Genomic DNA, 25,340 nt, shown 5'->3' with positions numbered 1-25,340 from the left:
TCAGTGTACTGCAACCGATCAGTCGCGCACGTAAATGATTTCCGGGCCGTCTTCGTCGTCCTCGAAATCATCCCAGTCATCGTCATCGCCGATGTCGTGCACGCTCTTGACGCCGGTACGGCGCAGGGTTCGTGCGTCGTCCAGGGCCTGCAGCTGGGCGCGGGCTTCGTCTTCGATGCGCTGGTCGAGCTCGGCCAGTTCCGCCGCGTAGGCCGGGTCGTTGGCCAGGCGGTCGGCGCGGTCTTCGAGGTAGCGCATCAGGTCGTGGCTGAGCTTCTCGGTCCCCTGCTTGGCAATGGCCGAGATCACGTAGACCGGGCCGTCCCAGTTCAGGCGCTCGACCACTTCCTTGACGCGCTCTTCGCGCTCATCGTCCGGCACCATGTCGGCCTTGTTCAGCACCAGCCAGCGCTCACGGTCGACCAGCGCCGGGCTGAACTGCGCCAGTTCGTTGATGATGATTTCCGCAGCATCGGCCGGGCTGCTTTCATCCAGCGGCGCCATGTCGACGAGGTGCAGCAGCACGCGGGTACGTGCCAGGTGCTTGAGGAAGCGAATGCCCAGGCCCGCGCCCTCGGAAGCACCTTCGATCAGGCCGGGGATGTCGGCGATGACGAAGCTCTTCCAGCGGTCGACGCTGACCACCCCCAGGTTGGGCACCAGGGTGGTGAACGGGTAGTCGGCGACCTTCGGCTTGGCGGCCGACACCGAGCGAATGAAGGTGCTCTTGCCGGCGTTGGGCAGGCCCAGCAGGCCGACGTCGGCCAGCACTTTCATTTCCATCTTCAGGTCGCGCTGCTCGCCTGGCTTGCCAGGGGTGGTCTGGCGCGGCGCGCGGTTGGTGCTGGACTTGAAACGGGTGTTGCCCAGGCCGTGCCAGCCGCCCTGGGCGACCATCAGTTTCTGACCGGGGGTGATCAGGTCGCCGATCACTTCCTGGGTCGAAGCATCGATGACCGTGGTGCCGACCGGCACGCGCAGGAACAGGTCGTCGCCCTTCTTGCCGGTGCAGTCGGTGCTGCCACCGTTGGAGCCGCGCTGGGCCTCGTGGTGGCGGGTGTAGCGGTAATCGACCAGGGTGTTGAGGTTCTCGTCGGCGACCATGAACACCGAGCCGCCGTCACCGCCGTCACCACCGTTGGGACCGCCGTTCTCGATGAATTTCTCGCGGCGGAAGCTCATGCAACCATTGCCGCCGTCACCGGCTTTTACCCGGATCGATACTTCGTCAACAAACTTCATTCAAAACCGCCTCTCGTCGGACGACGAGCTGAAAACCAGAAAACCTTGAGGCTCTTGCAAAAATGAGCGCGGCGGCCCCGTACGACCAGAAACCAACGCCGGCAGCCCATACAAACAGCTTTGCAAGAGGCTCACCACAAACGAAAAAGCCCCGTCGCGTGACGGGGCTTTTCCAGCGACGTCGCGATTAGGCTGCGACAACGCTCACGTAACGGCGGTTGAACTCGCCTTTCTTCTCGAACTTGATCACGCCTTCGATCTTGGCGAACAGGGTGTGATCCTTGCCCATGCCAACGCCGTAGCCGGCGTGGAACTGGGTGCCGCGCTGGCGGACGATGATGTTGCCGGCCTTGATGGCCTGGCCGCCATACATCTTCACGCCAAGGCGTTTCGATTCTGAGTCGCGACCGTTACGAGTACTACCACCAGCCTTCTTGTGAGCCATGGTTCAATTCTCCAAATAAATTCAGGGGATCTAGGAAATTAAGCCTGGATACCGGTGATTTTGATCTCGGTGAACCACTGGCGGTGGCCCATACGCTTCATGTGGTGCTTACGACGACGGAACTTGATGATGCGGACTTTATCGTGACGGCCTTGCGAAACGACTTCAGCCACAACCTTGGCACCGGCGACGACTGGTGCGCCGATGGTGACGTCGTCGCCATTGGCAACCAGCAGAACGCGATCGAAGGTGACGGACTCGCCAGTGGCGATTTCCAGCTTCTCGATCTTGAGGAATTCACCTTCAGCGACTTTGTACTGCTTGCCGCCGGTAACGATTACTGCGTAAGACATGGTATTTCTCCGATAATCCTGCTCACCCAGCGCTTTATATGATGAGTATTGGCTGGCATGGCTGCATTGGGCTGGAAAGGCCCCGTGCAATTGCGTAAGGCAGGTGCTGCCCAGGAAAGTTAGGGTGCGCGATTGTACGCAACCCTTTGGATGCTTGCAAGTACCGGCCCAAGGCCCCGGCCAGCGCGCCTTGACACGCCGGAACCCGCGACCTAGCATGCCGCGCAACCTCAATGGAGCAGCCGATGCAACCCCAATCCTTCTACCGCGCGGTGGCTGACGATTTCAGCGCCGTCGACGAGATCATCAAGAAGCAGCTGACCTCGCGCGTGCCGCTGGTATCGAAGATCGGCGACTATATCACGTCAGCGGGTGGCAAGCGCCTGCGTCCACTGCTGGTGTTGCTGTGCGGCAAGGCACTGGGCCGCGAAGGCGACGACCTGCGCCTGCTGGCAGCGACCATCGAGTTCCTGCATACCGCCACCCTGCTGCACGACGACGTGGTCGACATGTCCGGCATGCGCCGTGGCCGCTCCACCGCCAACGCCCTGTGGGGCAACGCGCCGAGCGTGCTGGTGGGCGACTTCCTTTATTCGCGCTCGTTCGAAATGATGGTCGAACTGGGTTCGATGCCGGTCATGCAGATCCTTTCCAAGGCCACCCGGGTAATCGCCGAGGGCGAAGTGCTGCAACTGTCGCGGATACGCGATGCCAGCACCACCGAAGAGGTGTACATGGAAGTGATCCGCGGCAAGACCGCGATGCTGTTCGAGGCCTCGACGCACAGTGCCGCGGCACTGGCACAGGGCACCGAGCAGCAGCGTGAGGCGCTGCGCACCTTCGGTGACCACTTGGGCGTGGCCTTCCAGCTGGTCGACGACCTGCTCGACTACAAGGGCGACTCGCAGACCCTGGGCAAGAACGTCGGCGACGACCTGGCCGAAGGCAAGCCGACCCTGCCATTGATCTACACCATGCGCGAAGGCACGCCTGAGCAGGCGGCGCTGGTGCGTCAGGCGATCCAGAAGGGTGGCCTGGAAGACCTGGAGCAGATCCGCGTGGCCGTTGAGGCCTCCGGCGCCCTGGACTACACCGCGCAACTGGCCCGCGACTATGTCGCCCGCGCCATCGCCTGCCTGGAAGTGCTGCCCGCCAGCGAGTACCGGGATGCGCTGGTGGAACTGAGCGAATTCGCGGTAGCGCGTACGCACTGATAGATCGCGTCGTACTTTTCGCGGGTAAACCCGCTCCCACAGGTTCTCCACTGAACCTGTGGGAGCGGGTTTACCCGCGAATGCTATGGCACAGACAAAACACATTCCCCAGGCAAAACCTTATACAATGTGCGCCTTTAACCGCCCCCTGCACATTTAAGGAACCGAAGTGAGCACCCTGCCACCCTGCCCCGCCTGCAACTCCGAATACACCTACGAAGATGGCACCCAGCTGGTCTGCCCCGAGTGCGCCCACGAGTGGTCCGCCAGCGGCGAAGCCGAGGCTGCCAACGATGACGTGGTGAAGAAGGACTCGGTCGGCAACGTGCTGCAGGACGGCGACACCGTCACCGTGATCAAGGACCTCAAGGTCAAGGGCTCGTCCCTGGTGGTCAAGGTCGGCACCAAGGTCAAGAACATCCGCCTGTGCGACGGCGACCACGACATCGACTGCAAGATCGACGGCATCGGCGCGATGAAGCTGAAGTCGGAGTTCGTGCGCAAGGTCTGACTCACCTCTCCTGGGGCTGCCCATCTGGCAGCCCCGACAGACCCTGCAACAGGGTCGCTAGCCCACCGGGCAGAAATTCACCAATAGACACTTGCTATTTTGATAATAAGAATTATTCTCATTGGAACCGCTATCCAAGGAGAGTAGCCATGACCTACCTGATCGACGCCTGGCTAGACCGGCCCCATCCCTACCTGCGCATCCTGCACCGCGAAACTGGCGAAGTCTGCGCCGTGCTCGAGGAAGATGCGCTCGACGAACTCCGCGACCAGGGCGACCTGGACCTGACAGGCCTGAATTCGAATGAACCGGGGGTGCTCAAGGAGTTGGTACGCAACCTGTTCCTGTTCTGCTATGCGCGGGCATTGCGCCCTGGGGGAACGGAGTGGAATTGAGCGGTGAGCGAGGGTTTCGCCCTCGATCGCGACACAAGGCCGCAGTATCTGTGTGAGCGGCCTTGTGTCGCGAATGGGCCGCAAAGCGGCCCCAGTAAACCGGATTACAGAACGTCGAGCAGCTCGACGTCGAACACCAGCACGCTGTGCGGCGGGATGCTACCAACGCCCTGGGCGCCGTAGGCCAGCTCGCTCGGCACGTACAGGCGCCATTTGCTGCCAGCGTTCATCAGTTGCAGCGCCTCGGTCCAGCCAGCGATCACGCCGCCAACCGGGAATTCGGCAGGCTGGCCGCGCTCGTAGGAGCTGTCGAACACGGTGCCGTCGATCAGGGTGCCGTGGTAGTGGGTGCGCACGTTGTCTTCGCGGGTCGGCTTGGCGCCTTGGCCTGCGGTCAGCACTTCGAATTGCAGGCCCGATGCCAGGGTGGTGATGCCTTCACGCTTGCCGTTCTCGGCCAGGAAAGCTTTGCCCTCGCCAGCAGCGGCCTCGGCCTTGGCGGCAGCTTCGGCTTGCATCACGTCACGAATGACCTTGAAGCTGGCCGACAGGTCGGCTTCGCTGACGCGGCTGTCGGCGCCGTTGAAGGCGTCGGTCAGGCCAGCCAGGATGGCCTCCAGGCTCACGCCCGGTGGCGGGTTGTCACGCAATTGACCGCCCAGCTGGCGGCCGATGCCGTAGCTGACGCGGGTTTCGTCGGTAGTCAGGTTGAGTTCGGACATTGGCTTGCTCCAATACAGGACGCAGCCAAGCCGCGCCCTTGATGAAAAGGGCGAGCAGCCTAGCACACTGCGGCCAGACGCCGCGAATCGCTACCAGGCGGAGCGCGGGGAGATCGGCACCTTGAGGTCTTCTTCCGGGTGCACACCCATGCCGCACATTTCATCCTGCACCGACCAATGCATCAGGTTCATCGACAGCATTGGCAGGCCTTGCAGGAGCGTACGCGCGCCCTCCACCGAGCGCACGCGCACGCGTTCACCACGGTTGTCGGCAAGGGGATGGGCGCGGCCCTTGATACGGGCCTCGATCAAGTAGTCGCCACCTTCGATGGCGATCAGGTTCAGTTCATCGACATGGCCAGCCCTGGCCTCGACATTGAGCTGCTGCAGGTTCATGGGCGCACCTCGCTGTGGAAACACGCAAGACTGCTTATCTTTTGTACAGGACCGTGGAAAGCACAAGCCCGCTCGTCCGTTAGGTAGCGCAGCGAGCGGCGCTTTCCCAGGGAGCCCGGAAAAGCGCCCGGATTACGTCAGTGCTTGGTGACCTTGTCCAGGTAGCCCATGACGAACGCCGAAACCACAAAAGTCATGTGGATGATCACGTACCACATCAGGTGGTCGGTGGAGATGTTCTGGGCATCCATGAACACCCGCAGCAGGTGGATCGAGGAAATCGCCACAATGGACGCGGCAACCTTCATCTTCAGCGAAGAGGAGTCCATCTTGCCAAGCCAGTTGAGCTTTTCCTTGCTGTCGTCGATGTCCAGCTGCGAGACGAAGTTCTCGTAGCCGGAAATCATCACCATCACCAGCAGGCCGCCAACCAGCGACATGTCGATCAGCGACAGGATGACCAGGATCAGGTCGGCCTCGCTCAGGGCGAAGACGTTGGGCAGGATGTGGAACACCTCCTGGAAGAACTTCAACGCCAGTGCCAGCAGGCCCAAGGACAGGCCGAAGTAGATCGGGGCGAGCAGCCAGCGCGAGGCGTACATCGCATTTTCGAGGATACGTTCCATGGGGTGTTAGAAACTCGTCAGGTGGCGGGAAAGCGAGCGCGAGTATAGCCAGCCACCTGTGACAGCAAAAGCCTGCGGCGCACTGCCGCAGGCTTGCCTGTGGGGAGTCAGGTTTCCGGGTGGAACTGGTAGTCGCCGAGGTTTCGACAACGCTCTCCGTTGATCCGTTTCAATTGCGCCTGCAGATGCAGACACCAGATCTGCGGGTCGTCAGCCAGTTGGTAGCCATGCAGCGTGAGGCTATCGACAACGGCATTCATCACCGACTCGGCCACCATCGGCCCGTGGAAGGGCCCCTGGGCCTTGATGGCCGAAGGTTGCTCGCCGGACATCCCGGCGGCGAACAGCAAGGTCCACATGCCATTGTCGCCGGCCAGCGGGCGAATGCTGCATTCGATGCGAGTCACCAGGCCCAGGCACTGGCGGGTGAGACTGAGGTTGCGCATGGCGGCGTCCCCTCCATGAAGCCCTGTTCAGCCCGCAAGCTGCGAGCTGTTTCCATCCTGAACGCTGATACCGTCCTTAAGTTCCAGCATAGATGACCAGCGGGAAGAGTTGGAAAACCGGCGCTGAACGGTAGCACTTGGCCTTCAGCGCCGGTTTATTGACTTACGCAGGCTTGGCTTGGGCGATGACCTCTTCCAGGCGCTCCTTCTCGGCCTCCTTGATCTCTTCCTCGCTGATCATCTCGGCAATCACCCGCAGGCGCTCGACCACCCGGGCATTGACGCTGCCTTCGGGGAATTCGCCCTTCTCGTCCGGCGCCCCGGCCTCCTCGCCCACCAGCAGGCTCAGGGCCTCGTCGGCCTGGCTGACCGCATAGACATGGAAACGCCCGGCCTCCACCGCCTGTAGCACACGCTCATCGAGCATCAGCGTGGCGACGTTGGCGCGCGGGATGATCACTCCCTGCTCGCCGGTCAGGCCTCGCGCTTCGCACAAGCGGAAGAAGCCTTCGATCTTCTCGTTGACCCCACCCACTGCCTGCACCTCGCCGAACTGGTTGATGGAACCGGTGATCGCGAAGCATTGCTTGAGCGGGGTGCGCGACAGCGCCGAGATCAGTGTGCAGGCCTCGCCCAGTGAGGCGCTGTCGCCATCCACATAGCCATAGGACTGCTCCAGCGCAATGCTGGCCGAAATCGCCAGGGGGAACTCCTGGGCATAGCGGCTGCCCAGGTAGCCGGTGAGGATCATGACCCCCTTGGAGTGAATCGGCTGCCCCAGGTTGACCTCGCGCTCGATGTCGACGATACCGCTGCCGCCCGGGTAGACGGTGGCGGAGATACGCGCCGGCATGCCGAACGCCGAATCGCCGACTTCCAGCACGGTCAGGCCGTTGCACTTGCCGATCGCCGCGCCCTCACTATCGATCAGGATGATGCCGGCGAGCATGTCGTCGAGTACCCGCTGCGACACCCGCCCCGTACGCGTGGCCTTGGCCTTCAGCGCCCGCTCGATATGCCCGGCGTCGGTCATCTCGTCGTTGGCCAGCTGGCGAATGAAGTCCGCCTCGCTGACCAGCTGGAACAGGTCGCCGATGCGCGCCGACAGGCGCGACTGGTTCTCCGCCAGGCGTGCGCTGTAGGTAGCCAGGCGCGCCACCGCATCGCTGGTCAGCGGCGCCATGCCTTCTTCGTTGGTACGGGTGCGCAGCAACTGGGCGAACTGCTCGAGGTTCTCATCGACCATCGGCATGTCTTCGTCGAAGTCCACCAGCACCCGGAACATCTCCTGGAAGTCCGAATCGTGGTCCTGCAGCGCGTAGTAGAGCTGGCGCGAGCCGATGATCACCAGCTTGACGTTCAGCGGGATCATCTGCGGCGTCAGGGTGACGGTGGCGATACGACCCAGCTCGCCCAGCGGCGACTCCATCTTCAGCTTGCGCGACTGCAAGGCGCGCTTGAGGGCGTCCCAGACGAACGGCTCGCCAAGCATTTTCTCGGCTTCGAGTATCAGGAAACCGCCGTTGGCGCGGTGCAAGGCACCTGGGCGCAACTGCCGGTAGGAGGTGTTGAGTGCGCCCTGGTCGGTGCTGTACTCGATACGCCCGAACAGGTTGTCGTAGGTCGGGTGCGGCTCGAACACCACTGGCGCCCCGCCATTGCCCGGGTGAGCTGCCACCAGGCTGGGGGCGTACTGTTCCTCGAGCATCTTGCGTGCGACGGCGTCGGTCTTGGCGTCGTCGACCAGTTGCTCGACCACGGTGCGCAGCAGGTTCAGTTGCAGCGACTGCAAATAGGCGCAGACCGCGGCATTTTCCGCGTATTTCTCGCACAGCGGCGCCAGCAGCGGTTGCAGGACCAGGGTGATGGTCTCTTCATTGAGCGCACGCAGTTGGTTGTTCGACTCGCGCTTCCATTGCGGCAGGCTGGACAGCTCCTCGTTCAGGCGCTCCTCCAGTTCGGCGATATCCTCGTGGAAGCGCTCGCGCACCTCCTCGGGCAACTGGGCGAACTCGGCCTCGTCCAGCGCCTTGCCATCGGCCATGGGGGTAAAGGCGACATTGCTGGCGTCGCGATACAGCGCCACGTCCTTTTCCAGCGAGGCGCGCTCGATCACATCCAGCGCGCGGTCGTAACGCTGGTTGAAGGCGCGGTCGATGGCGCCTTTCTTCTGCTGGTAGGACGGGTGCTCGAATACCGCCGGAAAGGTAGCCAGCAGGTTGTCGATCAAACCGTTCATGTCGCTGGCGAACTCACCGGCGCTGCCGGCCGGCAGCTCCAGGGCGCGGGGCTCGCGGGGCTCTTCGAAATTGTTGACGTAGACCCAGTCGGCCGGGGTCTGCTGGCGCTTGCCCTCGGCCTTGAGGTAGCGCTTGACGAACGAGAAGCGGCCCGTGCCGGGCTCGCCCATCACATACACGTTGTAACCAGGGCGTGGCATCGCCACACCGAACTGCAGGGCCTCGACAGCGCGTTCCTGGCCCAGTACACCGCGAAACGGCTCCAGATCGTCGGTATGGGTGAAAGCGAACTGCTCAGGGGAAAAACGCCGGGTCAGGGCTTCGGGCGCAAGGCGCAGACGCGAGGCGACAGGATCGGGCATTGGGCTTCCTTACTTCGGCGGGGCGGATACGCAGCATTCTGGCGCTGCCTGCGCGCGCCTTGCAAGGCTCGCCGGGACTTTATGTCGCATGCGCCACGGGCTTTATCGCCAGGGAATTTTTCGCAATCAATGACGCAACTATTAGAACGTGCCTAAACTCCAACTTGCGCGGGGGGGTGAAACGCTTTCCCGACCAGGCAATCGTTGCCTGTAACCCTGACCATTGGTACGTCTTAGAAAAAGAGAACTAATGCTATGAAACGGATTCTTCTGGGTACGCTGTTCACTGCGGTTTCCATCAACGCCATGGCTGAAGCGCCAGGTGGCCCGAACTGTGGCTGGGGTAACCTGCTGTTCGAAGGCCAGCGCGGCACCCCGGCACACTTCCTGGCCTCCACCACCAACGGCACTTCCGGCAACGCCACCTTCGGCATGACCTCCGGCACCAATGGCTGCTCCACCAAGGGCGCGCTGACCTATGGCGGCAAGTCCTGGCTGGCCATGAATGGCACCATGAACGAGCTGTCCGAAGACATGGCCCAGGGCAAGGGCGAAGCCCTGACCACCTACGCGGTGGTGCTCGGTGTCGCGCCTGAAGACCGCGCCTACTTCTCCACCGTTACCCACCAGCACTTCCAGCAGATCTTCAGCAGCGCCGACGCCACTGTGGAATCTGTGCACAACAACACCCTCGCCGTCCTGAAAAACGACCCACGCCTGGCCAAATACGCCACCGAGGCTTGAGTCGCCCCTCCCGCCCCGGCAACGGGGCGGGCTTCACACCTCACCCTTCGGCATCGTTCAGACGTAGTTGCCCGATATGCTCAAACGCCTCGCTTACCTTGCGCTCTGCGCCTGCGCGCCGCTGCATGCCGCCCCATGGGTGGACGACGCGCGCCTGCAAGAACTGGCCGCCACCCGCTACTGGATCGCCCTCGGCCACTACGAGCCCGCCAAGCTCGGCGGCTGGCGCAGTTATGTGGACGACCGCAATTTCTTCCTCGCAGAAGACGGCGCGCACCATCCCGACCAGGAACTGCGCGCTACCCTGGAGGCGCTGTACGCCCCGCCCAGCCTGGGCGACAAACACGCTCAGTGCGTATTCCCGTCGCGCACCCGCTGGCTGCGCGAGCAGTTGCAGCTCACCGACCTGCCCCAGCCGAACTGCCAGGAATTCACCCGCTGGTACCAGGACGTCGACCCGCACAGCACGGTGATGATCTTCCCGGCGGCCTACCTGAACAGCCCCTCGTCGATGTTCGGCCACACCCTGCTGCGTATCGACAAGGCCGACACCCGCAGCAACGACACCACGCTGTTGAGCTACGCGATCAATTTCGGCGCCTATATCGAAGGCAGCGACAACAGCATTCTCTACGCCTGGAAAGGCCTGATGGGCGGCTATCCCGGCCTGTTCGCGATGATGCCGTACCAGGAAAAACTGTCTGAGTACCGCAGCCTGGAAAACCGGGACCTGTGGGAATACCAGCTGGACCTCACGCCCGAGGAAACCGGGCGCATGGTCGAACACGTCTGGGAGCTCAAGCAGATCCAGTTCGACTACTTTTTCTTCGACGAAAACTGTTCCTACCGCCTGCTGGAGCTGTTGCAGGTGGCGCGCCCTGGCCTGGACCTGACCTCGCAATTCCCGCTCACCGCCATTCCCACCGACACGGTCAAGGCGGTGAAGCAGTCAGGCCTGGTATCGGACACACGCTACCGCCCTTCCCGCGAACGCGAACTGCTGGCCCGTGCCGAACCTCTGGAACCTGCGGAACAGCAGCAGGTGCTGGCCCTCAGCGCCGACACCGCACAGCTGCACAACCCCGACTTCACCGCCCTGCCCCGCGAGCGCCAGGCCCTGGTACAGGACGCCGCCTACCGCCTGGAGCGCTACCGCGCCACCGGCCAGGAGCGCGACCCGGCCCAGGCCAAGCGCAGCTTCGAGTTGTTGCGCGCCATCAACCGCAACCCGCCACCGCCGTTGCAGATCGAACGTCCCGGCCTGCCCGAGGAAGGCCACCAGTCGCGCACCTGGCAACTGGGCGTGGGCACGCGGGAAGACCGCGCCTACGCCGAGTACGGCCTGCGCATGGCCTATCACGACCTCAACGACAACGCCTACGGCTTCCCGCTCGGCGCGCAGATCGAGATCCTCCAGCTCAAGCTGCGCCAGTACGAGGGCAACGACTGGCAGGTGCAACGCCTGGACCTCGCCACCATCCGCTCGCTGACACCGCGCAACGCGCTGCTCAAGCCTTGGTCGTGGCAGGTAGCCGGAGGCCTGGAGCGAGTCCCGGGCAAGCACGATGACGAAGTGCTGGTCAGCCACATCAATGGTGGTGGCGGTGGCACCTGGCAGCTGAGCGACGACCTGCTGGGCTTTGCCCTGGGCACTGTGCGCGTCGAGCACCATAACGACTTCGCCGAGTTCATCTCGCCGGCGGCCGGGTTCAATGGCGGGCTGCTATGGCGCAACGGGCTGGGCAACATGACCCTGGAGGCCAAGGGTGACTACTTCACCAATGGCGAGGTACGTCGCAGCCTAAGCCTGAACCAGCAGTGGGAGATTTCCCGCGACCTGGGCCTGCGGCTCAGCGCCAAACGCGAGTTCAGCCACTTGGCGACGGCTCAGAACGAGGTGACGCTGGAAGTGAAGTGGTACCACTATTGAAGCTTCGACAGTGTTTTGACATCGCGTCGACAAAGCAGCTCCTAGACTTTCCCCACTACCTGGAGGTTTGTGGATATGTCTCGGTCATGGCCGCTGTTGTGGATAACCCTGCTGCTCGCAGGCTGCCAGCCGGCCAATGAACAGATGCTCGAACAAGGCTACCCACCTGCCTACGCCGATGGTTTCGGCGACGGTTGCAGCAGCGGCCGCCAGGCCGCCGGCCTCATGGTCGGCGGGTTTCGCAAGGATGTGCCGCGCTACCTGCACAACCGCCAATACGAAAGCGGCTGGGACGATGGTTTTCGCCAATGCCACGCCATGCAGAGCAACGAAGACCTGCGCCAGTACCGCGAACGCTACTGGAATGATCGCGACCGCGACTGGCAGCAGGAAAAGGATCGTGCCGCCGGGCGCGCGTACCGGCGCGACTAGGTCGCAGACAGATATCCGCTGAAACCCATGACCTGCCACCATGGTCTTCTGCCTACAGGAGGCCACCCATGAGCCGAGCGTTCGTCAACGAAGACCAGGCCGCCGCCCAGGCCAGCCAGCCGGTGGAGCGGCGGGTCAGCGACCAGCCCAATTACGTCACCGCCAAAGGTCTCGCGCAGCTACAGCAGAGGGTGGCCGAGCTGAACCGCCTGCGCGGCGAATTGCAGGCCCAGGGCGACCGCGCCGACCAGCAACGGCTGGCCGATACCGACCGCGACCTGCGCTATTTCGCGGCGCGGGTGCAAAGCGCCCAGGTGGTGCCGCCAGCCCTTTCGCAGGACAAGGTGCAGATCGGCAGCCGGGTGCATTTCGCCGATGAACAGGGCGAGGAGCACTGTGTGCAGCTGGTGGGGGAGGACCAGGCCGACGCGGCGCACGGGCTGGTCAATTGGGGCTCGCCACTGGGCAGGGCACTGCTCGGCGCCAAGCCTGGGGACGAAGTGCTATGGCGGCGACCGGCGGGGGATCAGTCGATCGAGGTCATTGCCATCGAGCGTGAGCGCTGAAGGATCGCGGGCAAGCCCGCTCCTGCCGGGTTCTTCATTTTCCTGGAGGAGCGGGCTTGCCCGCGAAGACGTCACTGCATCGGGAGATGCCTTACACCACACCCTGCGCCAACATGGCATCCGCCACCTTCACGAACCCGGCTATGTTCGCGCCCTTCACATAGTTCACCGAACCATCGGCCTCCTGACCATGGGTCACGCACGCATGGTGAATCGACTGCATGATCGCATGCAGCTTGCTGTCCACCTCGCCAGCCGTCCACAGCAGGCGCATGGCGTTCTGCGACATTTCCAGACCCGACACCGCTACGCCCCCGGCATTGGAGGCCTTGCCCGGCGCATACAGAATGCCGGCCTTCAGGAAGATATCCACAGCCTCCAGAGTGGTTGGCATGTTGGCGCCTTCGGCCACGCATATGCAGCCGTTGCTTAGCAGGGTGCGGGCATCCTCGGCGCCCAGCTCGTTCTGCGTGGCGCAAGGCAGCGCGATGTCGCATGGCAGGTGCCACGGCGTCTGGCCCTTGCGGAACTCCAGGCCAAAGCGCTCGGCCAGCTCGCTGATACGCCCGCGCTTGACGTTCTTCAGCTGCATAAGCGCGTCCCACTGGACATCGCTCAGGCCCGCTTCGGCATACAGGGTGCCTTCGGAGTCGGACAGCGAGATCACCTTGCCGCCCAGGTCCATGACCTTGCGCGCGGCGTATTGGGCCACGTTGCCAGAGCCCGAAATCGCCACGCGGCGGCCATCGATACGCAGTTCCTGGCGCTTGAGCATTTCCTCGGCGAAGTACACGCAGCCGTAGCCGGTGGCCTCCGGGCGGATCAGGCTGCCGCCGTAGGTCATGCCCTTGCCGGTCAGCACCGAGGTGAACTGGTTGGCCAGGCGCTTGTACTGGCCGAACATGAAGCCGATTTCGCGGGCGCCGACGCCGATATCGCCGGCCGGCACGTCCAGGTCGGCGCCAATATGGCGGTACAACTCGCTCATGAAGGCCTGGCAGAAGCGCATCACTTCCCCATCGCTCTTGCCCTTGGGGTCGAAGTCCGAACCGCCCTTGCCGCCGCCCATGGGCAGCGAGGTCAGCGAGTTCTTGAACACCTGCTCGAAGGCCAGGAACTTGAGTACCCCCAGGTTCACCGACGGGTGGAAACGCAGGCCGCCTTTGTAGGGGCCGATGGCGCTACTCATCTGGATGCGGTAGCCACGGTTGACCTGCACCTTGCCTTGGTCATCGACCCACGACACCCGGAACAGCACCGCACGCTCGGGCTCGACCATGCGCTCGAGGATGCCGGCTTGCAGATAATGGGGGTTGGCCTCGAGGAACGGCCAGAGACTGCGCAGCACTTCTTCGACGGCCTGGTGGAATTCGGGCTGGGCAGGGTCGCGCTGCTTGAGGCGCGCAAGGAAATGGTCGACGGATTCGATCATGGTAGACATCTCACCAAAGGGATTGGGCTTCTTGATTTTTTGGGGAATGTATCAAGAAGCTATCGCACCAGAACAGGGCGAAATGTCGTTTTTATGAAAATATTTGGTGCGAATTCTATAACTGTATACAAAGCCTAAAGTCGTGGCTGACCTCTTCGCGGGTAAACCCGCTCCTGCAGGGACCGCACCTCCTGAAGCATTTCATAAAACCTGTGGGAGCGGGTTTACCCGCGAAGAAGCCGCTGCCATCTATAAGGCAGGCACAAAAATGGGGCCTAAAAAGGCCCCATTCTCGTGCAGAAAACCAGCGACTTACTGTGCCAGCTTCTTGTGTCGTACCCGGTGCGGCTGCGCAGCAGCATCACCCAGGCGTTTCTTGCGATCCGCTTCGTACTCGGTGTAGTTACCCTCGAAGAACACCACGTTCGAGTCGTCCTCGTAGGCCAGGATGTGCGTCGCCACACGGTCCAGGAACCAACGGTCGTGGGAAATCACGATGGCAGCGCCTGGGAAGTCCAGCAGGGCTTCCTCCAGCGAGCGCAGGGTCTCGACGTCCAGGTCGTTGGACGGTTCGTCGAGCAGCAGGACGTTGCCACCCTCCTTCAGTGTCAGGGCCAGGTGCAGACGGCCACGCTCACCACCGGAGAGGTCCTTGACGAACTTCTGCTGGTCGCCGCCCTTGAAATTGAAGCGGCCAACGTAGGTGCGCGAAGGGATCTCGTAGTTGCCGATGCGGATCTGGTCGGAACCGTCGGACACCTGCTGGAACACCGTCTTGCTGCCGTCCAGGTCCTCGCGGCTCTGGTCGACGCAGGCGAGCTGCACGGTCTCGCCGATCTCGATGCTGCCCGAGTCCGGCTGCTCCTTGCCCATCAGCATGCGGAACAAGGTCGATTTACCCGCACCGTTACCGCCGATAACGCCGACGATCGCGCCTTTTGGCATGGAGAACGACAAGTTGTCGATCAACAGGCGGTCGCCATAGCCTTTGGAAACGTTCTTGAACTCGATGACCTTGTCGCCCAGGCGCGGGCCGGCCGGGATGTAGATCTCGTTAGTTTCGCTGCGTTTCTGGAATTCCTGCGACTGCATTTCCTCGAAGCGCTGCAGACGGGCCTTGGATTTGGACTGGCGAGCCTTGGCGCCTTTGCGCACCCACTCCAGTTCCTCTTTCATGGCCTTCTCGTGGGCGCTCTGCTGCTTGGATTCCTGCGCCAGACGCTCGGACTTGGCTTCCAGCCAGCCCGAGTAGTTGCCTTCGTACGGGATACCGGCGCCGCGGTCCAGTTCGAGGATCCAACCAGCGACGTTGTCAAGGAAATAACGGTCGTGGGTAATCGCCACCACGGTGCCGGGGAAGTCGTGCAGGAAGCGCTCGAGCCAGGCCACCGAGTCAGCGTCCAGGTGGTTGGTTGGCTCGTCCAGCAGCAGCATGTCGGGGGCCGACAGCAGCAGACGGCACAGTGCCACACGACGCTTCTCGCCACCGGAGAGATGCTCGATCTTCGCGTCCCAGGCCGGCAGGCGCAGGGCATCGGCGGCGACGTCCAGCTGGCGCTCCAGGTTGTGGCCATCGGCCGCCTGCAGGATGGCTTCCAGCTTGGCCTGCTCGGCGGCGAGCTTGTCGAAGTCGGCGTCCGGCTCGGCGTAGGCGGCATAAACCTCGTCCAGGCGCGCCTGGGCGTCCTTGATGGCGCTGACCGCTTCCTCGACCACTTCACGCACGGTCTTGCTTGGGTCCAGCTGCGGCTCCTGCGGCAGGTAGCCGACGTTGATGTCCGGCATCGGCCGGGCTTCGCCATCGAACTCCTTGTCGACCCCGGCCATGATGCGCAGCAAGGTCGACTTGCCCGCACCGTTCAGGCCGAGCACGCCGATCTTGGCGCCCGGGAAGAACGAGAGGGAAATATTCTTGAGAATCTCCCGCTTCGGCGGCACGACCTTGCTCAGCCGATGCATGGTGTAGACGTATTGAGCCATTCTGGCGACCTCGGTCAAAAAGATTGAGAACACTGCACGGCCCGCGACCTGCGCGGGCTCACGTGAAAAGTGCAAGAGCGCTAATGCGAGCCCTGCACGACAGAAAATCGACCTGCCGGGCGGTTCCCGGACAGGGGCGGCGGCAGCTATGGCCGCCGAGCGGGCTATCTTCTCAACAACCCGCGACACTCTCAACTACCGCAGGTGCTCGGGCTTGCAAACACGGTAACTATTATTTAAATGTTTTCAGGGTTACCATCTCGCCATTCACCCTTCGGAGCCTGCCCATGAACACCACCACGCCCCTCGAACCGTTCGTGCTGGCCGACCACCCGGTGCTGGACATGCTCAACACCCGAGCTGCAAGCGACGGCACGCTGGTGGATTTCTGGCGCAACGATGAGGACGTGCGGGCCTGGCTGGCGCGCACCGGCTGGGGCCTGCCTGCGGCCAGCTTCGCCGAGGGTGAGTTGCACATGGCCGCAGTGGCCTTGCGCGAGGCGGTGCGTGAGCTGGTAGAGAAGCGCAAGAGGCATGAACCCGGCTCGCCGCAGGTACTCAACCGCTTCCTGGCGACGCCCGGCCACCCCCGCCTGGTGTGGTCGGCCAGCGGCGAACCGCACCTGGAGACAGTGCGCGCAGCCGATACCGCCGAGCAGTACCTCGCGCCCCTCGCAGAAGCAGCCGCGAACTTGCTGGTGGAAGGCGACTTCAACCTGGTGCGCGAATGCGAACATCCCGATTGCGTACTGTGGTTCTACGACCGCACCAAGTCCCATCGCCGCCGCTGGTGCAGCATGGCGCTGTGCGGAAACCGCCATAAAGTGGCGGAGTTCCGCAAGCGCAAACAGCAATAAAGGCAGCGCCCTCAGACGTGGCGCTGGCGCGCCTTGCCACGCGGCAGGCGCGAGGTGCTGCTTTCTTCGGCCAGACGAGCGGCCCAGGCCGCCTTGACGCTGAAGCCGCCAGCACGTGTCGGCCGCCCAGACACGTTGCTCGCGACGGTGTTCACAACCTTGCCCGCAGGCTTGGCTGCTGCCGGGCGTGCTACCGGCTCGACCGGTTCGACAGTGGCCTTGGCCGACTTGCGCAACTCGGCCAGCGATGGGCTCTTGCGCACGCCGGCGCTGGCCGCATCGGACTTGTCCAGCGAACGCTGGCAAGACTTGCAGGATACGTCACCGACCTCGGCAGTGCTGACCAGGGTCTGACTGCTACGCCCACAGGCGGAATCGAGGCCATTGGCGGAAAAATGAGTAACCAAACCGTACATCTCCAGTGCGTTGACTATGAAGCGGCCGGCATTCTCGCACAGGATGCAGGGCCTTGCCGAACCACCAGCACCGGCCGCACTGTTTCAGGACCGACACACGGGCTGGCACTTTGCCATATTTGAAGGCATGCTAGCCGCCTTCGTACGTCCGGCCTTATAGTGCGCGCAAGCGGCATGCACTTTGACACCGACACACCTGCGAGCATGACCCGACACCTGCCATAGCCAGCCCAATCGCAGGAACGACGCTTGACCAACTTCACTCCACCACCGCCCTCGCGCAGCGCAGCCCCGGTCACCGGTAGCGCCCTGCGCGGCTCGCTCAAGGGCGCACTGGCCTTGCTGGCACTGGTGCTGCTGGGGCTGTTGCTGTGGCAGTTATTCGCGCAGTACCGCCACACCCAGGCCGACCTGCGCCAGCAGAGCCTGTCGGCGAGTGCGGAACTGGCCGACCACCTGAGCCTGACCATGGCGCTCAAGGCCCAGCAGGCGATGAACGTGGTGCAACCCTACGACACAGCGCCAACGGCGGTGGCCCTACCCTCGTTGCTGGACACCCTGCGCAACCGCTTGCCGGCCCTGTACGGCGTGGCGTGGCTGGACAGCAGGGGCCATGTCGTGCGCGACAGCCTGGCCGGCACGCCAGACCAGGCGCAATTGGATGAGTTGTTGCAGCTCGCCGAAGGCCGCAGCTACTTCTTCACCAACGCGCCCGACAACCGCTACATCTACCTGCTATTGCGCCAGCTGCCCGAACAGGGCCGCGGTTACTGGCTGCTGCGCCTGTCCAACGACTATTACCACCACCTGACCTGGAAGCTCGAAGGCGCGGCCCACCCGCTGTGGCTGTTGGAGAACGCACGCACCGGCGAGGTCCTCGAGCGCCATGGCATACACGGGCCGAACGTCGGCCCCTTGCACAGCGTGATGCTGGCTTTCCTCGACAACAGCACCTGGCAGGTCCATGGTCTGTTCGATGCGGGCCTGGCCCAGCAGAAGCTGCTGCCGGCTCTGCTCGGCAAGTGCCTGCTAGTGCTGTTCTGTGCGCTGCTGCCAGTGCTGGCCTTGATCAATATGCGCCGCCGGCAGCGGGCGTTGCAGGAAGATCGCCGACGTTACCAGGAGATCTTCGAAGGCACCGGTGTTGCGCTGTGCGTGCTCGACTTATCCAGCCTGCCCGGCCAGATCGACCGCTACCACCTGGGCAACCAGCCCGCCCTGCGCCAGAGCCTGGCCTTGGACCCCAGCCTGCGGCGTACCTTGCTACAGGAGCTGAAGATCACCGAGATCAACCAGGTCGCCCGCCAACTGCTCAACGTGGACAGCAACGAGAGCGCCTGGCAGCGCCTGTTCGAAAGCAGCGGCGTGGGCCGCGAAAGCATCGGTGCGCAGTTGCTGGATGCTTTGATCGAGCAGCGCGAAGTGCTCGAACTGGAAGTGCGTCTGCCCGCGCCACTGGGCGGCGAACTGCACTTGTGGGTGATGGCGCGTCTGCCCCGGCAGCGCTCCGACTTCCAGGCGGTGATCCTGAGCATCAGCGACATTACCAGCCGCAAGCAGGTGGAATTGTCGTTGCTCGAACGCGAGAGCTTCTGGTCGGACGTGGTGCGCACCGTGCCCGACCAGCTTTATGTGCAGGACGTGCAAAGTCGGCGGATGATCTTCAGCAACCGCCACCTGGGCCAGTCCCTGGGCTACGACCGCACGGAACTGACGCAGATGGGCGACCACTTCTGGGAACTGCTGCTGCACCCGGAAGATGCCGAGCACTACCGCACCTTGCGCAACCACCAGCGCGACAGTGGCCACCATCAGTCGCTGCACTGCCAGCTACGTTTTCGCCACCGCGACGGCGCCTGGCGCTGCTACGACATTCGCGAGCAAGCCCTGAGCCGCGACAGCGAAGGCCAGGTGGTGCGCATCATCGGCGTGGCCAAGGACGTGACCACACAGATCGAGGCCAGCCAGTCCCTGCGCGACAGCGAACAACGCTACCGCATGCTCGCCGAAAGCATCAGCGACGTGATCTTCTCCACCGACAACCAACTGCGCTTCAACTACGTCAGCCCCTCGGTACAGACAGTGCTCGGCTACCAGGCCGACTGGATCTTCGAACACGGCTGGCAGTCGATCGTCGCCAACCCGGCGCAGCTCACCGGCATCTACAGCCTCTTGGAGCGGGTCAGCAAGGCGCTGGACGACCGCGAGCAACTGGGCCAGTTGCGCAGCCAACTGACCAGCCAGCTGTTCCTGTTCGACTGCCTGCGCGCCGACGGCCGCAAGATCCCCATCGAGCTGCGCCTGGTGCTGGTGTGGGATGACAACGAGCGCTTCGAAGGCGTACTCGGCGTGGGCCGCGACATCAGCCAGCAGCGTCGTGCCGAGAAAGACCTGCGCATGGCTGCCACGGTGTTCGAGCACTCCACCTCGGCGATTCTCATCACCGACCCCGCCGGCTATATCGTCCAGGCCAACGAGGCCTTCAGCCGGGTCAGCGGCTACGAAGTCAGTGAAGTGCTCGACCAGTTGCCGAGCCTGCTGACCGTCGACGAACAGCAGGACGCCCACCTGCGCTACGTGCTCAAGCAATTGCACCAGCGCGGTTCATGGGAGGGCGAAGTGTGGCTGCGGCGCCGCAACGGCGAGCACTACCCGGCCTGGGTGGGCATCACCGCCGTGCTCGATGACGAAGGCGACCTGGCCAGCTACGTGTGCTTCTTCACCGACATCAGCGAGCGCAAGGCCAGCGAACAGCGCATCCACCGCCTGGCGTACTACGACGCCCTCACCCACCTGCCCAACCGCACGCTGTTCCAGGACCGCCTGCACACCGCGTTGCAGCAGGCAGAGCGCCACAAGTCGTGGGTGGTGCTGATGTTCCTCGACCTCGACCGCTTCAAGCCGATCAACGACTCCTTGGGCCATGCCGCAGGCGACCGCATGCTCAAGGACATGGCCGAGCGCCTGCTGGCCTGCGTGGACGACGACGACACCGTGGCGCGCATGGGCGGCGATGAGTTCACCCTGCTGTTGCAACCGCGCAGCAGCCGCGACATGGCGCTGAACCGGGCGATCCACGTGGCGGAAAACATCCTCGCCAGCCTGGTGCGCCCGTTCGTGCTGGAGAGCCGCGAGTTCTTCGTCACCGCCAGCATCGGCATCGCCCTCAGCCCGCAGGATGGCAGCGAGCTGAGCCAGTTGATGAAGAACGCCGACACCGCCATGTACCACGCCAAGGAGCGCGGCAAGAACAACTTCCAGTTCTACCAGGCCGACATGAACGCCAGCGCCCTGGAGCGCCTGGAGCTGGAGAGCGACCTGCGCCACGCCCTGGAGCAGAACGAGTTCATCCTTTACTACCAGCCGCAGTTCAGCGGCGACGGCAAGCGCCTGACCGGTGCCGAGGCACTGCTGCGCTGGCGCCATCCGCGTCGCGGCCTGGTGCCGCCAGGCGAGTTCATTCCGGTGATCGAGGAGCTGGGCCTGGTGGTCGACGTCGGCGACTGGGTACTGCGCGAGGCCAGCCGCCAGCTCAAGGCCTGGCACGCAGCCAAGGTGCGGGTGCCGAAGGTCTCGGTGAACATCTCGGCGCGGCAGTTCTCCGACGGCCAGTTGGGCACGCGCATCGCCAATATCCTCGATGAAACCGGTCTGCCGCCGGCGTGCCTGGAGCTGGAACTGACCGAAAGCATCCTGATGCGCGAGGTCAACGAGGCGATGGTTATCCTCGACAGCCTGAAGAAGCTCGGCCTGAGCATCGCGGTCGACGACTTCGGCACCGGTTATTCTTCGCTGAACTACCTCAAGCAGTTCCCCATCGATGTGCTGAAGATCGACCGTACCTTCGTCGACGGCTTGCCCGAAGGCGAGCAGGACGCACAGATTGCCCGGGCGATCATCGCCATGGCCCACAGCCTGAACCTGGCGGTGATCGCCGAGGGCGTGGAAACCCACGAGCAGTTGGAGTTCCTGCGCGAACACGGCTGCGACGAAGTGCAGGGCTACCTGTTCGGGCGGCCGATGCCGGCCAACCAGTTCGAGGCGCAGTTCAGCAACGAAACGTTGTTCATGTTCCAGTGACGCGCCGTCCTCTTCGCGGGTAAACCCGCGAAGAGGCCCGCAGCGACCACGAATGACCTTGAATTCCATTGGTCCGCGACATGACGCCACTTCATATGCCAGGCCAGGGGCAATGGGGTAGAATGCCCCCCCATTACCTGCCCCGATCCTTGAGGACCGCCATGTTCAGCCGTGATTTGACCATTGCCAAGTACGACGCAGAGCTCTTCGAAGCCATGCAGCAAGAAGCCCTGCGCCAGGAAGAGCATATCGAGCTGATCGCTTCGGAAAACTACACCAGCCCCGCCGTCATGGAAGCCCAGGGCTCGGTGCTGACCAACAAGTACGCCGAAGGCTACCCAGGCAAGCGCTACTACGGTGGTTGCGAGTATGTCGACATCGTTGAGCAACTGGCCATCGACCGCGCCAAGGAACTGTTCGGCGCCGACTACGCCAACGTCCAGCCGCACGCTGGCTCCCAGGCCAACGCCGCGGTCTACCTGGCGCTGCTGTCGGCCGGTGATACCATCCTGGGCATGAGCCTGGCCCATGGCGGCCACCTGACCCACGGCGCCACCGTTTCCTCGTCCGGCAAGCTGTACAACGCGGTGCAGTACGGCATCGACGCCAACGGCCTGATCGACTACGACGAAGTCGAGCGCCTGGCTGTAGAGCACAAGCCGAAGATGATCGTCGCCGGTTTCTCGGCCTACTCGCAGGTCCTGGACTTCCCACGCTTCCGCGAAATCGCCGACAAGGTCGGTGCCTACCTGTTCGTCGACATGGCCCATGTGGCCGGCCTGGTTGCCGCTGGCGTGTACCCGAACCCGGTGCCGTTCGCCGACGTGGTCACCACCACCACCCACAAGACCCTGCGCGGCCCGCGTGGCGGCCTGATCCTGGCCCGTGCCAACGCCGACATCGAGAAGAAGCTGAACTCGGCCGTCTTCCCAGGCGCCCAGGGCGGCCCGCTGGAGCACGTCATCGCGGCCAAGGCCATCTGCTTCAAGGAAGCCCTGCAGCCTGAGTTCAAGGCCTACCAGCAGCAAGTGGTGAAAAACGCCCAGGCCATGGCCAGCGTGTTCATCGAGCGCGGTTTCGACGTGGTTTCCGGCGGCACCCAGAACCACCTGTTCCTGCTGTCGCTGATCAAGCAGGAAATCTCCGGTAAGGACGCCGACGCCGCCCTGGGCAAGGCGTTCATCACCGTCAACAAGAACTCGGTACCGAACGACCCACGTTCGCCCTTCGTCACCTCGGGCCTGCGTTTCGGCACCCCAGCCGTCACCACCCGCGGTTTCAAGGAAGCCGAGTGCCGCGAGCTGGCCGGCTGGATCTGCGACATCCTCGCCGACCTGAACAACGAAGCGGTGATCGACGCCGTTCGCGAGAAGGTCAAGGCCATCTGCAAGAAGCTGCCGGTGTACGGCAACTGATTGACGAACGCCTGTTGTGAAAAAGCCCGGCCATGGGCCATGTGCCGGGCTTTTTCTTTGGTTTCTACGGCGGGCCGGGGGGTATTTCCGGTACCAGCCGAATCTCGACTCTCTGCCCCAGCGCTTTGGCTGCGCTGGCCAACGTTGCCAGGGTCATGCCTGGGTCGGTCTGGTCCAGAGCACGGTCTACAGCCGTTCTACTGGTGTGCATGCGTTGCGCCAGCATCGTCTTGCTGATCTTCTGCGACTTCATTGCCTTGGCAAGCTGCCAGGCAATGACTCTTTTCAAAGCAGCCGCAGATACCTCCTCGGCCAGCCCCTCTTCAACGAGAAAATCTTCGAAATCCGAACCTATGTGCGGGTGCATAGGGTTACCTCCTTAGTCTTGCCTTGCGCTGCCGGGCCAAGACCAGATCAGCTGTAGGCGTCTTGCGACTTTTCTTGATGAAGCCATGGAGAAGCAACAAGCAATCCTCTGCCAGCGTGAACATCACGCGAGCAATGCTCTCCCCCAAGTCCACACGAATCTCCCATAGACCGGGCTCCATTTTCCTGACCAGGGGCATGCCTAACGGCCACCCCATCTGTACGCTCTTGATCTCGATACCTACGCGTTGACGATGCTCACGAGGCAACGCACTCAACCATTCGCGTACGGGCTCGTTACCAAGCTCGGTCCGGAAGAATCTGACATTTAGAACGATGTGCTGATCGCACGAGGAGAACTGTACCAAAAAAGGTACTCATTGAGTTCAGGTTTATCTGCTTGGCGATGGCGCAAAATCGCAGGCAAAAAAATGCCGCCTTGCGGCGGCATTAACCAATCAGACGCTTCCGACTCAGCTGTCGCTCAACGCCTCGAAGCCTGCCCGGATCTTCTCCTCCGGCAGTTCATCGCCAATAAACACCATCACACTCTCCCGCACCTCGCCATCGGCCCACTCGGCATCCCAGTCGAAACCGTACAGCTTGAGCACGCCCTGGAATACCAGGCGGCGGTCGTTGCCGGCGATGTTCAGCACGCCTTTGTAGCGCAGCAGTTGCTTGCCATGGGTTTCCAGCAGCTCGTTCATGAAGTCGCTGAGGCGGTCGATATCCAGCGCGGTGTCGGTGCGCAGCACCAAGGTGGAGATACGATCGGGCGTGGCTGGCTTGAGTACCGGGCGCAGGGTTGGCTTGAGGCTGCCGCCCAGGTCCGGGTTGAGGTTGAAGCCCCGCACATCCAGCAGCTCTGCCAGGTCGATACGACCGTGCTCGACCACGCGCTGGGCGGCGCGGCCATTGATGCGCGCCAGGCGCTCGCCCAAGGCCTCGAGCTCTGCGGGCTCCACCAGGTCGGTCTTGGACAGCAGCAAGCGGTCGGCAAAACCCACCTGGGCCTGGGCGATGGCCTGGGTCAGGTGTACGTCTGCGTGCTTGGCATCCACCAGGGTGATGATTCCATCGAGGATGTAGCGGTCGCGCAGTTCTTCGTCGATGAAGAAGGTTTGGGCCACCGGGGCCGGGTCGGCCAGGCCGGTGCACTCGATCACCAGGCGGTCGAAGGCGATTTCACCGGCATCGAGGCGTTCGAGCAGCAGTACCAGCGCGCGGGTCAGGTCGCCGTGGATGCTGCAGCACACGCAACCGTTGGCCAGGGTCATCACCTGGACCGGCTCGTCACCGAGCAGTTGGCTGTCGATGCCGGCCTCGCTGAACTCGTTTTCGATCACCGCGATCTTCAGGCCGTGTTCGGCCTTGAGCATGTGCTTGAGCAGCGTGGTCTTACCGGCGCCGAGAAAGCCGGTCAGGACAGTAACGGGAATAGGCGTTTGCAAGCAGGTGCCTCCATGAAGCCGAAAAAGATGTGGGAGCCCGGCTGGGCTCCCACAGGTTCACGCGTGTAGCAGGGTCAACAGCACTTGGGGCCGCCCTTGCCGCCGTAACGTGCCTCCTGGCGCTCGCGGAAGAACGCCTCGTAGCTCATCACCGGCAGGTCCGGGTGCGTCTTCTGCATATGCTCGACATACGTGTCGTAGTCAGGCATGCCCACCATCAGGCGGGCGGCCTGTCCCAGGTACTTACCCAGTCGACCCAGGTCGTTGAACATCACTGCATTCCTCTATTCGATCAAGCGTCAGGCAATGCCTGGAACGGGGTTTCCTTGTCGCTGCGCTCCTTGCGACCCAAGGCGGCGATGCCGACCTTGATGGCGAAGAACAGTACGCTGAATACCACGATCAGGAACAGTACCGTCAGGCCGGCGTTGGTGTAGGCGTTGAGGATCACATGCTGCATCTGGCCGATGTCCTTGGCCGGAGCCAGCACCTGGCCTGCATCCAGCGCCGCGCTGTACTTCTTGGCCAGGGCCAGGAAGCCGACCGCCGGGTTCGGGTCGAACAGCTTGATCAGGCTGGCAGTGGTGGTGCAGATCAGCAGCCACAGCGCCGGCACCAGGGTGACCCACACATAGCGCTGGCGCTTCATCTTGATCAGCACCACGGTCCCCAGCATCAGGGCGATACCGGCCAGCATCTGGTTGGAGATACCGAACAAT

At 63.1% G+C, this 25,340-nt stretch carries 26 protein-coding genes; 10 read left to right on the top strand and 16 right to left on the bottom strand.

The window, feature by feature from the left end; all coding sequences use genetic code 11:
* Nucleotides 1-18 precede the first annotated feature (18 nt).
* From cgtA to rplU, 3 genes are all read right to left on the bottom strand, one after another.
* Nucleotides 19-1,242: an Obg family GTPase CgtA gene (cgtA, locus tag RAC97_RS22110; protein WP_375101781.1), complete on the bottom strand. Its 1,224-nt coding sequence runs from the start codon at nt 1,240-1,242 to the stop codon at nt 19-21.
* 187 nt (nt 1,243-1,429) lie between these two features.
* Nucleotides 1,430-1,687: a 50S ribosomal protein L27 gene (gene rpmA / locus RAC97_RS22105; RefSeq protein WP_375101780.1), complete on the bottom strand. Its 258-nt coding sequence runs from the start codon at nt 1,685-1,687 to the stop codon at nt 1,430-1,432.
* 38 nt (nt 1,688-1,725) lie between these two features.
* Nucleotides 1,726-2,040, bottom strand: coding sequence for a 50S ribosomal protein L21 (gene rplU / locus RAC97_RS22100; protein WP_375101779.1), 315 nt, complete (start codon nt 2,038-2,040; stop codon nt 1,726-1,728).
* A gap of 245 nt (nt 2,041-2,285) precedes the next feature.
* Here rplU and RAC97_RS22095 point away from each other — a divergent pair, with 245 nt between their 5' ends.
* The 3 genes from RAC97_RS22095 (at nt 2,286) to RAC97_RS22085 (ending at nt 4,160) form a co-directional block, all read left to right on the top strand.
* Nucleotides 2,286-3,254 carry a polyprenyl synthetase family protein gene (locus tag RAC97_RS22095; protein ID WP_375101778.1) on the top strand — a complete coding sequence of 323 codons (969 nt, stop codon included), beginning with the start codon at nt 2,286-2,288 and terminating at the stop codon, nt 3,252-3,254.
* A gap of 169 nt (nt 3,255-3,423) precedes the next feature.
* On the top strand, nt 3,424-3,765 hold the full coding sequence (locus RAC97_RS22090; protein ID WP_375101777.1) for a zinc ribbon domain-containing protein YjdM: 342 nt from the start codon (nt 3,424-3,426) through the stop codon (nt 3,763-3,765).
* Nucleotides 3,766-3,914: 149 nt separating this feature from the next.
* Nucleotides 3,915-4,160, top strand: coding sequence for a hypothetical protein (locus RAC97_RS22085; RefSeq protein WP_375101776.1), 246 nt, complete (start codon nt 3,915-3,917; stop codon nt 4,158-4,160).
* A gap of 104 nt (nt 4,161-4,264) precedes the next feature.
* Here RAC97_RS22085 and RAC97_RS22080 read toward each other — a convergent pair whose 3' ends face one another.
* The 5 genes from RAC97_RS22080 to RAC97_RS22060 all read right to left on the bottom strand — a co-directional run bounded on the left by RAC97_RS22080 (nt 4,265) and on the right by RAC97_RS22060 (nt 8,952).
* Nucleotides 4,265-4,882 (bottom strand): FKBP-type peptidyl-prolyl cis-trans isomerase, encoded by a 618-nt coding sequence (locus tag RAC97_RS22080; RefSeq protein ID WP_375101775.1) that lies wholly within the window; start codon nt 4,880-4,882, stop codon nt 4,265-4,267.
* A gap of 90 nt (nt 4,883-4,972) precedes the next feature.
* Nucleotides 4,973-5,278, bottom strand: a complete 306-nt coding sequence (locus tag RAC97_RS22075) for a DUF6482 family protein (RefSeq protein WP_375101774.1) — start codon at nt 5,276-5,278, stop codon at nt 4,973-4,975.
* A 137-nt stretch (nt 5,279-5,415) separates the two neighbouring features.
* The gene (locus RAC97_RS22070; protein WP_375101773.1) at nt 5,416-5,904 is read right to left on the bottom strand and encodes a TIGR00645 family protein; all 489 of its coding nucleotides are present in this window, start codon (nt 5,902-5,904) and stop codon (nt 5,416-5,418) included.
* 107 nt (nt 5,905-6,011) lie between these two features.
* Nucleotides 6,012-6,350 carry a hypothetical protein gene (locus RAC97_RS22065; RefSeq protein ID WP_375101772.1) on the bottom strand — a complete coding sequence of 113 codons (339 nt, stop codon included), beginning with the start codon at nt 6,348-6,350 and terminating at the stop codon, nt 6,012-6,014.
* A 163-nt stretch (nt 6,351-6,513) separates the two neighbouring features.
* Nucleotides 6,514-8,952: a Lon protease family protein gene (locus RAC97_RS22060; protein WP_375101771.1), complete on the bottom strand. Its 2,439-nt coding sequence runs from the start codon at nt 8,950-8,952 to the stop codon at nt 6,514-6,516.
* Between the two features lie 255 nt (nt 8,953-9,207).
* On the opposite strand from RAC97_RS22060, the gene RAC97_RS22055 reads away from it, so the two are divergent.
* The 4 genes from RAC97_RS22055 to RAC97_RS22040 all read left to right on the top strand — a co-directional run bounded on the left by RAC97_RS22055 (nt 9,208) and on the right by RAC97_RS22040 (nt 12,624).
* On the top strand, nt 9,208-9,696 hold the full coding sequence (locus RAC97_RS22055) for a DUF3015 domain-containing protein (RefSeq protein ID WP_375101770.1): 489 nt from the start codon (nt 9,208-9,210) through the stop codon (nt 9,694-9,696).
* Between the two features lie 76 nt (nt 9,697-9,772).
* Nucleotides 9,773-11,626: a DUF4105 domain-containing protein gene (locus RAC97_RS22050; protein WP_375101769.1), complete on the top strand. Its 1,854-nt coding sequence runs from the start codon at nt 9,773-9,775 to the stop codon at nt 11,624-11,626.
* 75 nt (nt 11,627-11,701) lie between these two features.
* Nucleotides 11,702-12,058: a hypothetical protein gene (locus tag RAC97_RS22045; RefSeq protein ID WP_375101768.1), complete on the top strand. Its 357-nt coding sequence runs from the start codon at nt 11,702-11,704 to the stop codon at nt 12,056-12,058.
* A gap of 68 nt (nt 12,059-12,126) precedes the next feature.
* Nucleotides 12,127-12,624, top strand: coding sequence for a GreA/GreB family elongation factor (locus tag RAC97_RS22040; RefSeq protein ID WP_375101767.1), 498 nt, complete (start codon nt 12,127-12,129; stop codon nt 12,622-12,624).
* A gap of 91 nt (nt 12,625-12,715) precedes the next feature.
* Here RAC97_RS22040 and gdhA read toward each other — a convergent pair whose 3' ends face one another.
* Together gdhA and ettA are read right to left on the bottom strand one after the other, a co-directional pair.
* The gene (gdhA, locus tag RAC97_RS22035) at nt 12,716-14,056 is read right to left on the bottom strand and encodes an NADP-specific glutamate dehydrogenase (RefSeq protein WP_375101766.1); all 1,341 of its coding nucleotides are present in this window, start codon (nt 14,054-14,056) and stop codon (nt 12,716-12,718) included.
* A gap of 312 nt (nt 14,057-14,368) precedes the next feature.
* Nucleotides 14,369-16,036 (bottom strand): energy-dependent translational throttle protein EttA, encoded by a 1,668-nt coding sequence (ettA, locus tag RAC97_RS22030; RefSeq protein WP_375101765.1) that lies wholly within the window; start codon nt 16,034-16,036, stop codon nt 14,369-14,371.
* Between the two features lie 287 nt (nt 16,037-16,323).
* Between ettA and RAC97_RS22025 the strand changes: the two genes are divergently transcribed.
* Nucleotides 16,324-16,893 (top strand): CGNR zinc finger domain-containing protein, encoded by a 570-nt coding sequence (locus RAC97_RS22025; RefSeq protein ID WP_375101764.1) that lies wholly within the window; start codon nt 16,324-16,326, stop codon nt 16,891-16,893.
* 11 nt (nt 16,894-16,904) lie between these two features.
* Here RAC97_RS22025 and RAC97_RS22020 read toward each other — a convergent pair whose 3' ends face one another.
* Nucleotides 16,905-17,300 (bottom strand): hypothetical protein, encoded by a 396-nt coding sequence (locus tag RAC97_RS22020; protein WP_375101763.1) that lies wholly within the window; start codon nt 17,298-17,300, stop codon nt 16,905-16,907.
* A gap of 258 nt (nt 17,301-17,558) precedes the next feature.
* On the opposite strand from RAC97_RS22020, the gene RAC97_RS22015 reads away from it, so the two are divergent.
* Both RAC97_RS22015 and glyA read left to right on the top strand, forming a co-directional pair.
* Nucleotides 17,559-21,389 (top strand): EAL domain-containing protein, encoded by a 3,831-nt coding sequence (locus tag RAC97_RS22015; RefSeq protein WP_375101762.1) that lies wholly within the window; start codon nt 17,559-17,561, stop codon nt 21,387-21,389.
* A gap of 161 nt (nt 21,390-21,550) precedes the next feature.
* Nucleotides 21,551-22,804 (top strand): serine hydroxymethyltransferase, encoded by a 1,254-nt coding sequence (gene glyA, locus RAC97_RS22010; RefSeq protein WP_375101761.1) that lies wholly within the window; start codon nt 21,551-21,553, stop codon nt 22,802-22,804.
* A 64-nt stretch (nt 22,805-22,868) separates the two neighbouring features.
* Here the strand turns inward: glyA and RAC97_RS22005 are convergent, their stop codons facing one another.
* From RAC97_RS22005 to RAC97_RS21985, 5 genes are all read right to left on the bottom strand, one after another.
* Nucleotides 22,869-23,171 (bottom strand): Fis family transcriptional regulator, encoded by a 303-nt coding sequence (locus RAC97_RS22005; protein ID WP_375101760.1) that lies wholly within the window; start codon nt 23,169-23,171, stop codon nt 22,869-22,871.
* Nucleotides 23,172-23,175: 4 nt separating this feature from the next.
* Nucleotides 23,176-23,538, bottom strand: a complete 363-nt coding sequence (locus RAC97_RS22000; protein ID WP_375101759.1) for a type II toxin-antitoxin system RelE/ParE family toxin — start codon at nt 23,536-23,538, stop codon at nt 23,176-23,178.
* 105 nt (nt 23,539-23,643) lie between these two features.
* Complete coding sequence (yjiA, locus tag RAC97_RS21995; protein ID WP_375101758.1) at nt 23,644-24,621, bottom strand: GTPase; 978 nt, start codon at nt 24,619-24,621, stop codon at nt 23,644-23,646.
* A gap of 74 nt (nt 24,622-24,695) precedes the next feature.
* On the bottom strand, nt 24,696-24,893 hold the full coding sequence (locus RAC97_RS21990) for a YbdD/YjiX family protein (protein ID WP_375101757.1): 198 nt from the start codon (nt 24,891-24,893) through the stop codon (nt 24,696-24,698).
* Between the two features lie 20 nt (nt 24,894-24,913).
* The coding region (locus RAC97_RS21985; RefSeq protein ID WP_375101756.1) for a carbon starvation CstA family protein at nt 24,914-25,340 on the bottom strand (427 nt) is incomplete at its 5' end.

The organism is Pseudomonas sp. LS_2, assembly GCF_042709235.1.
In the GTDB taxonomy this organism is placed as follows: Bacteria; Pseudomonadota; Gammaproteobacteria; order Pseudomonadales; family Pseudomonadaceae; genus Aquipseudomonas.
The sequence above is the reverse complement of the archived record's forward strand: the minus strand, read 5'-3'. Positions and strand labels throughout refer to the sequence as shown.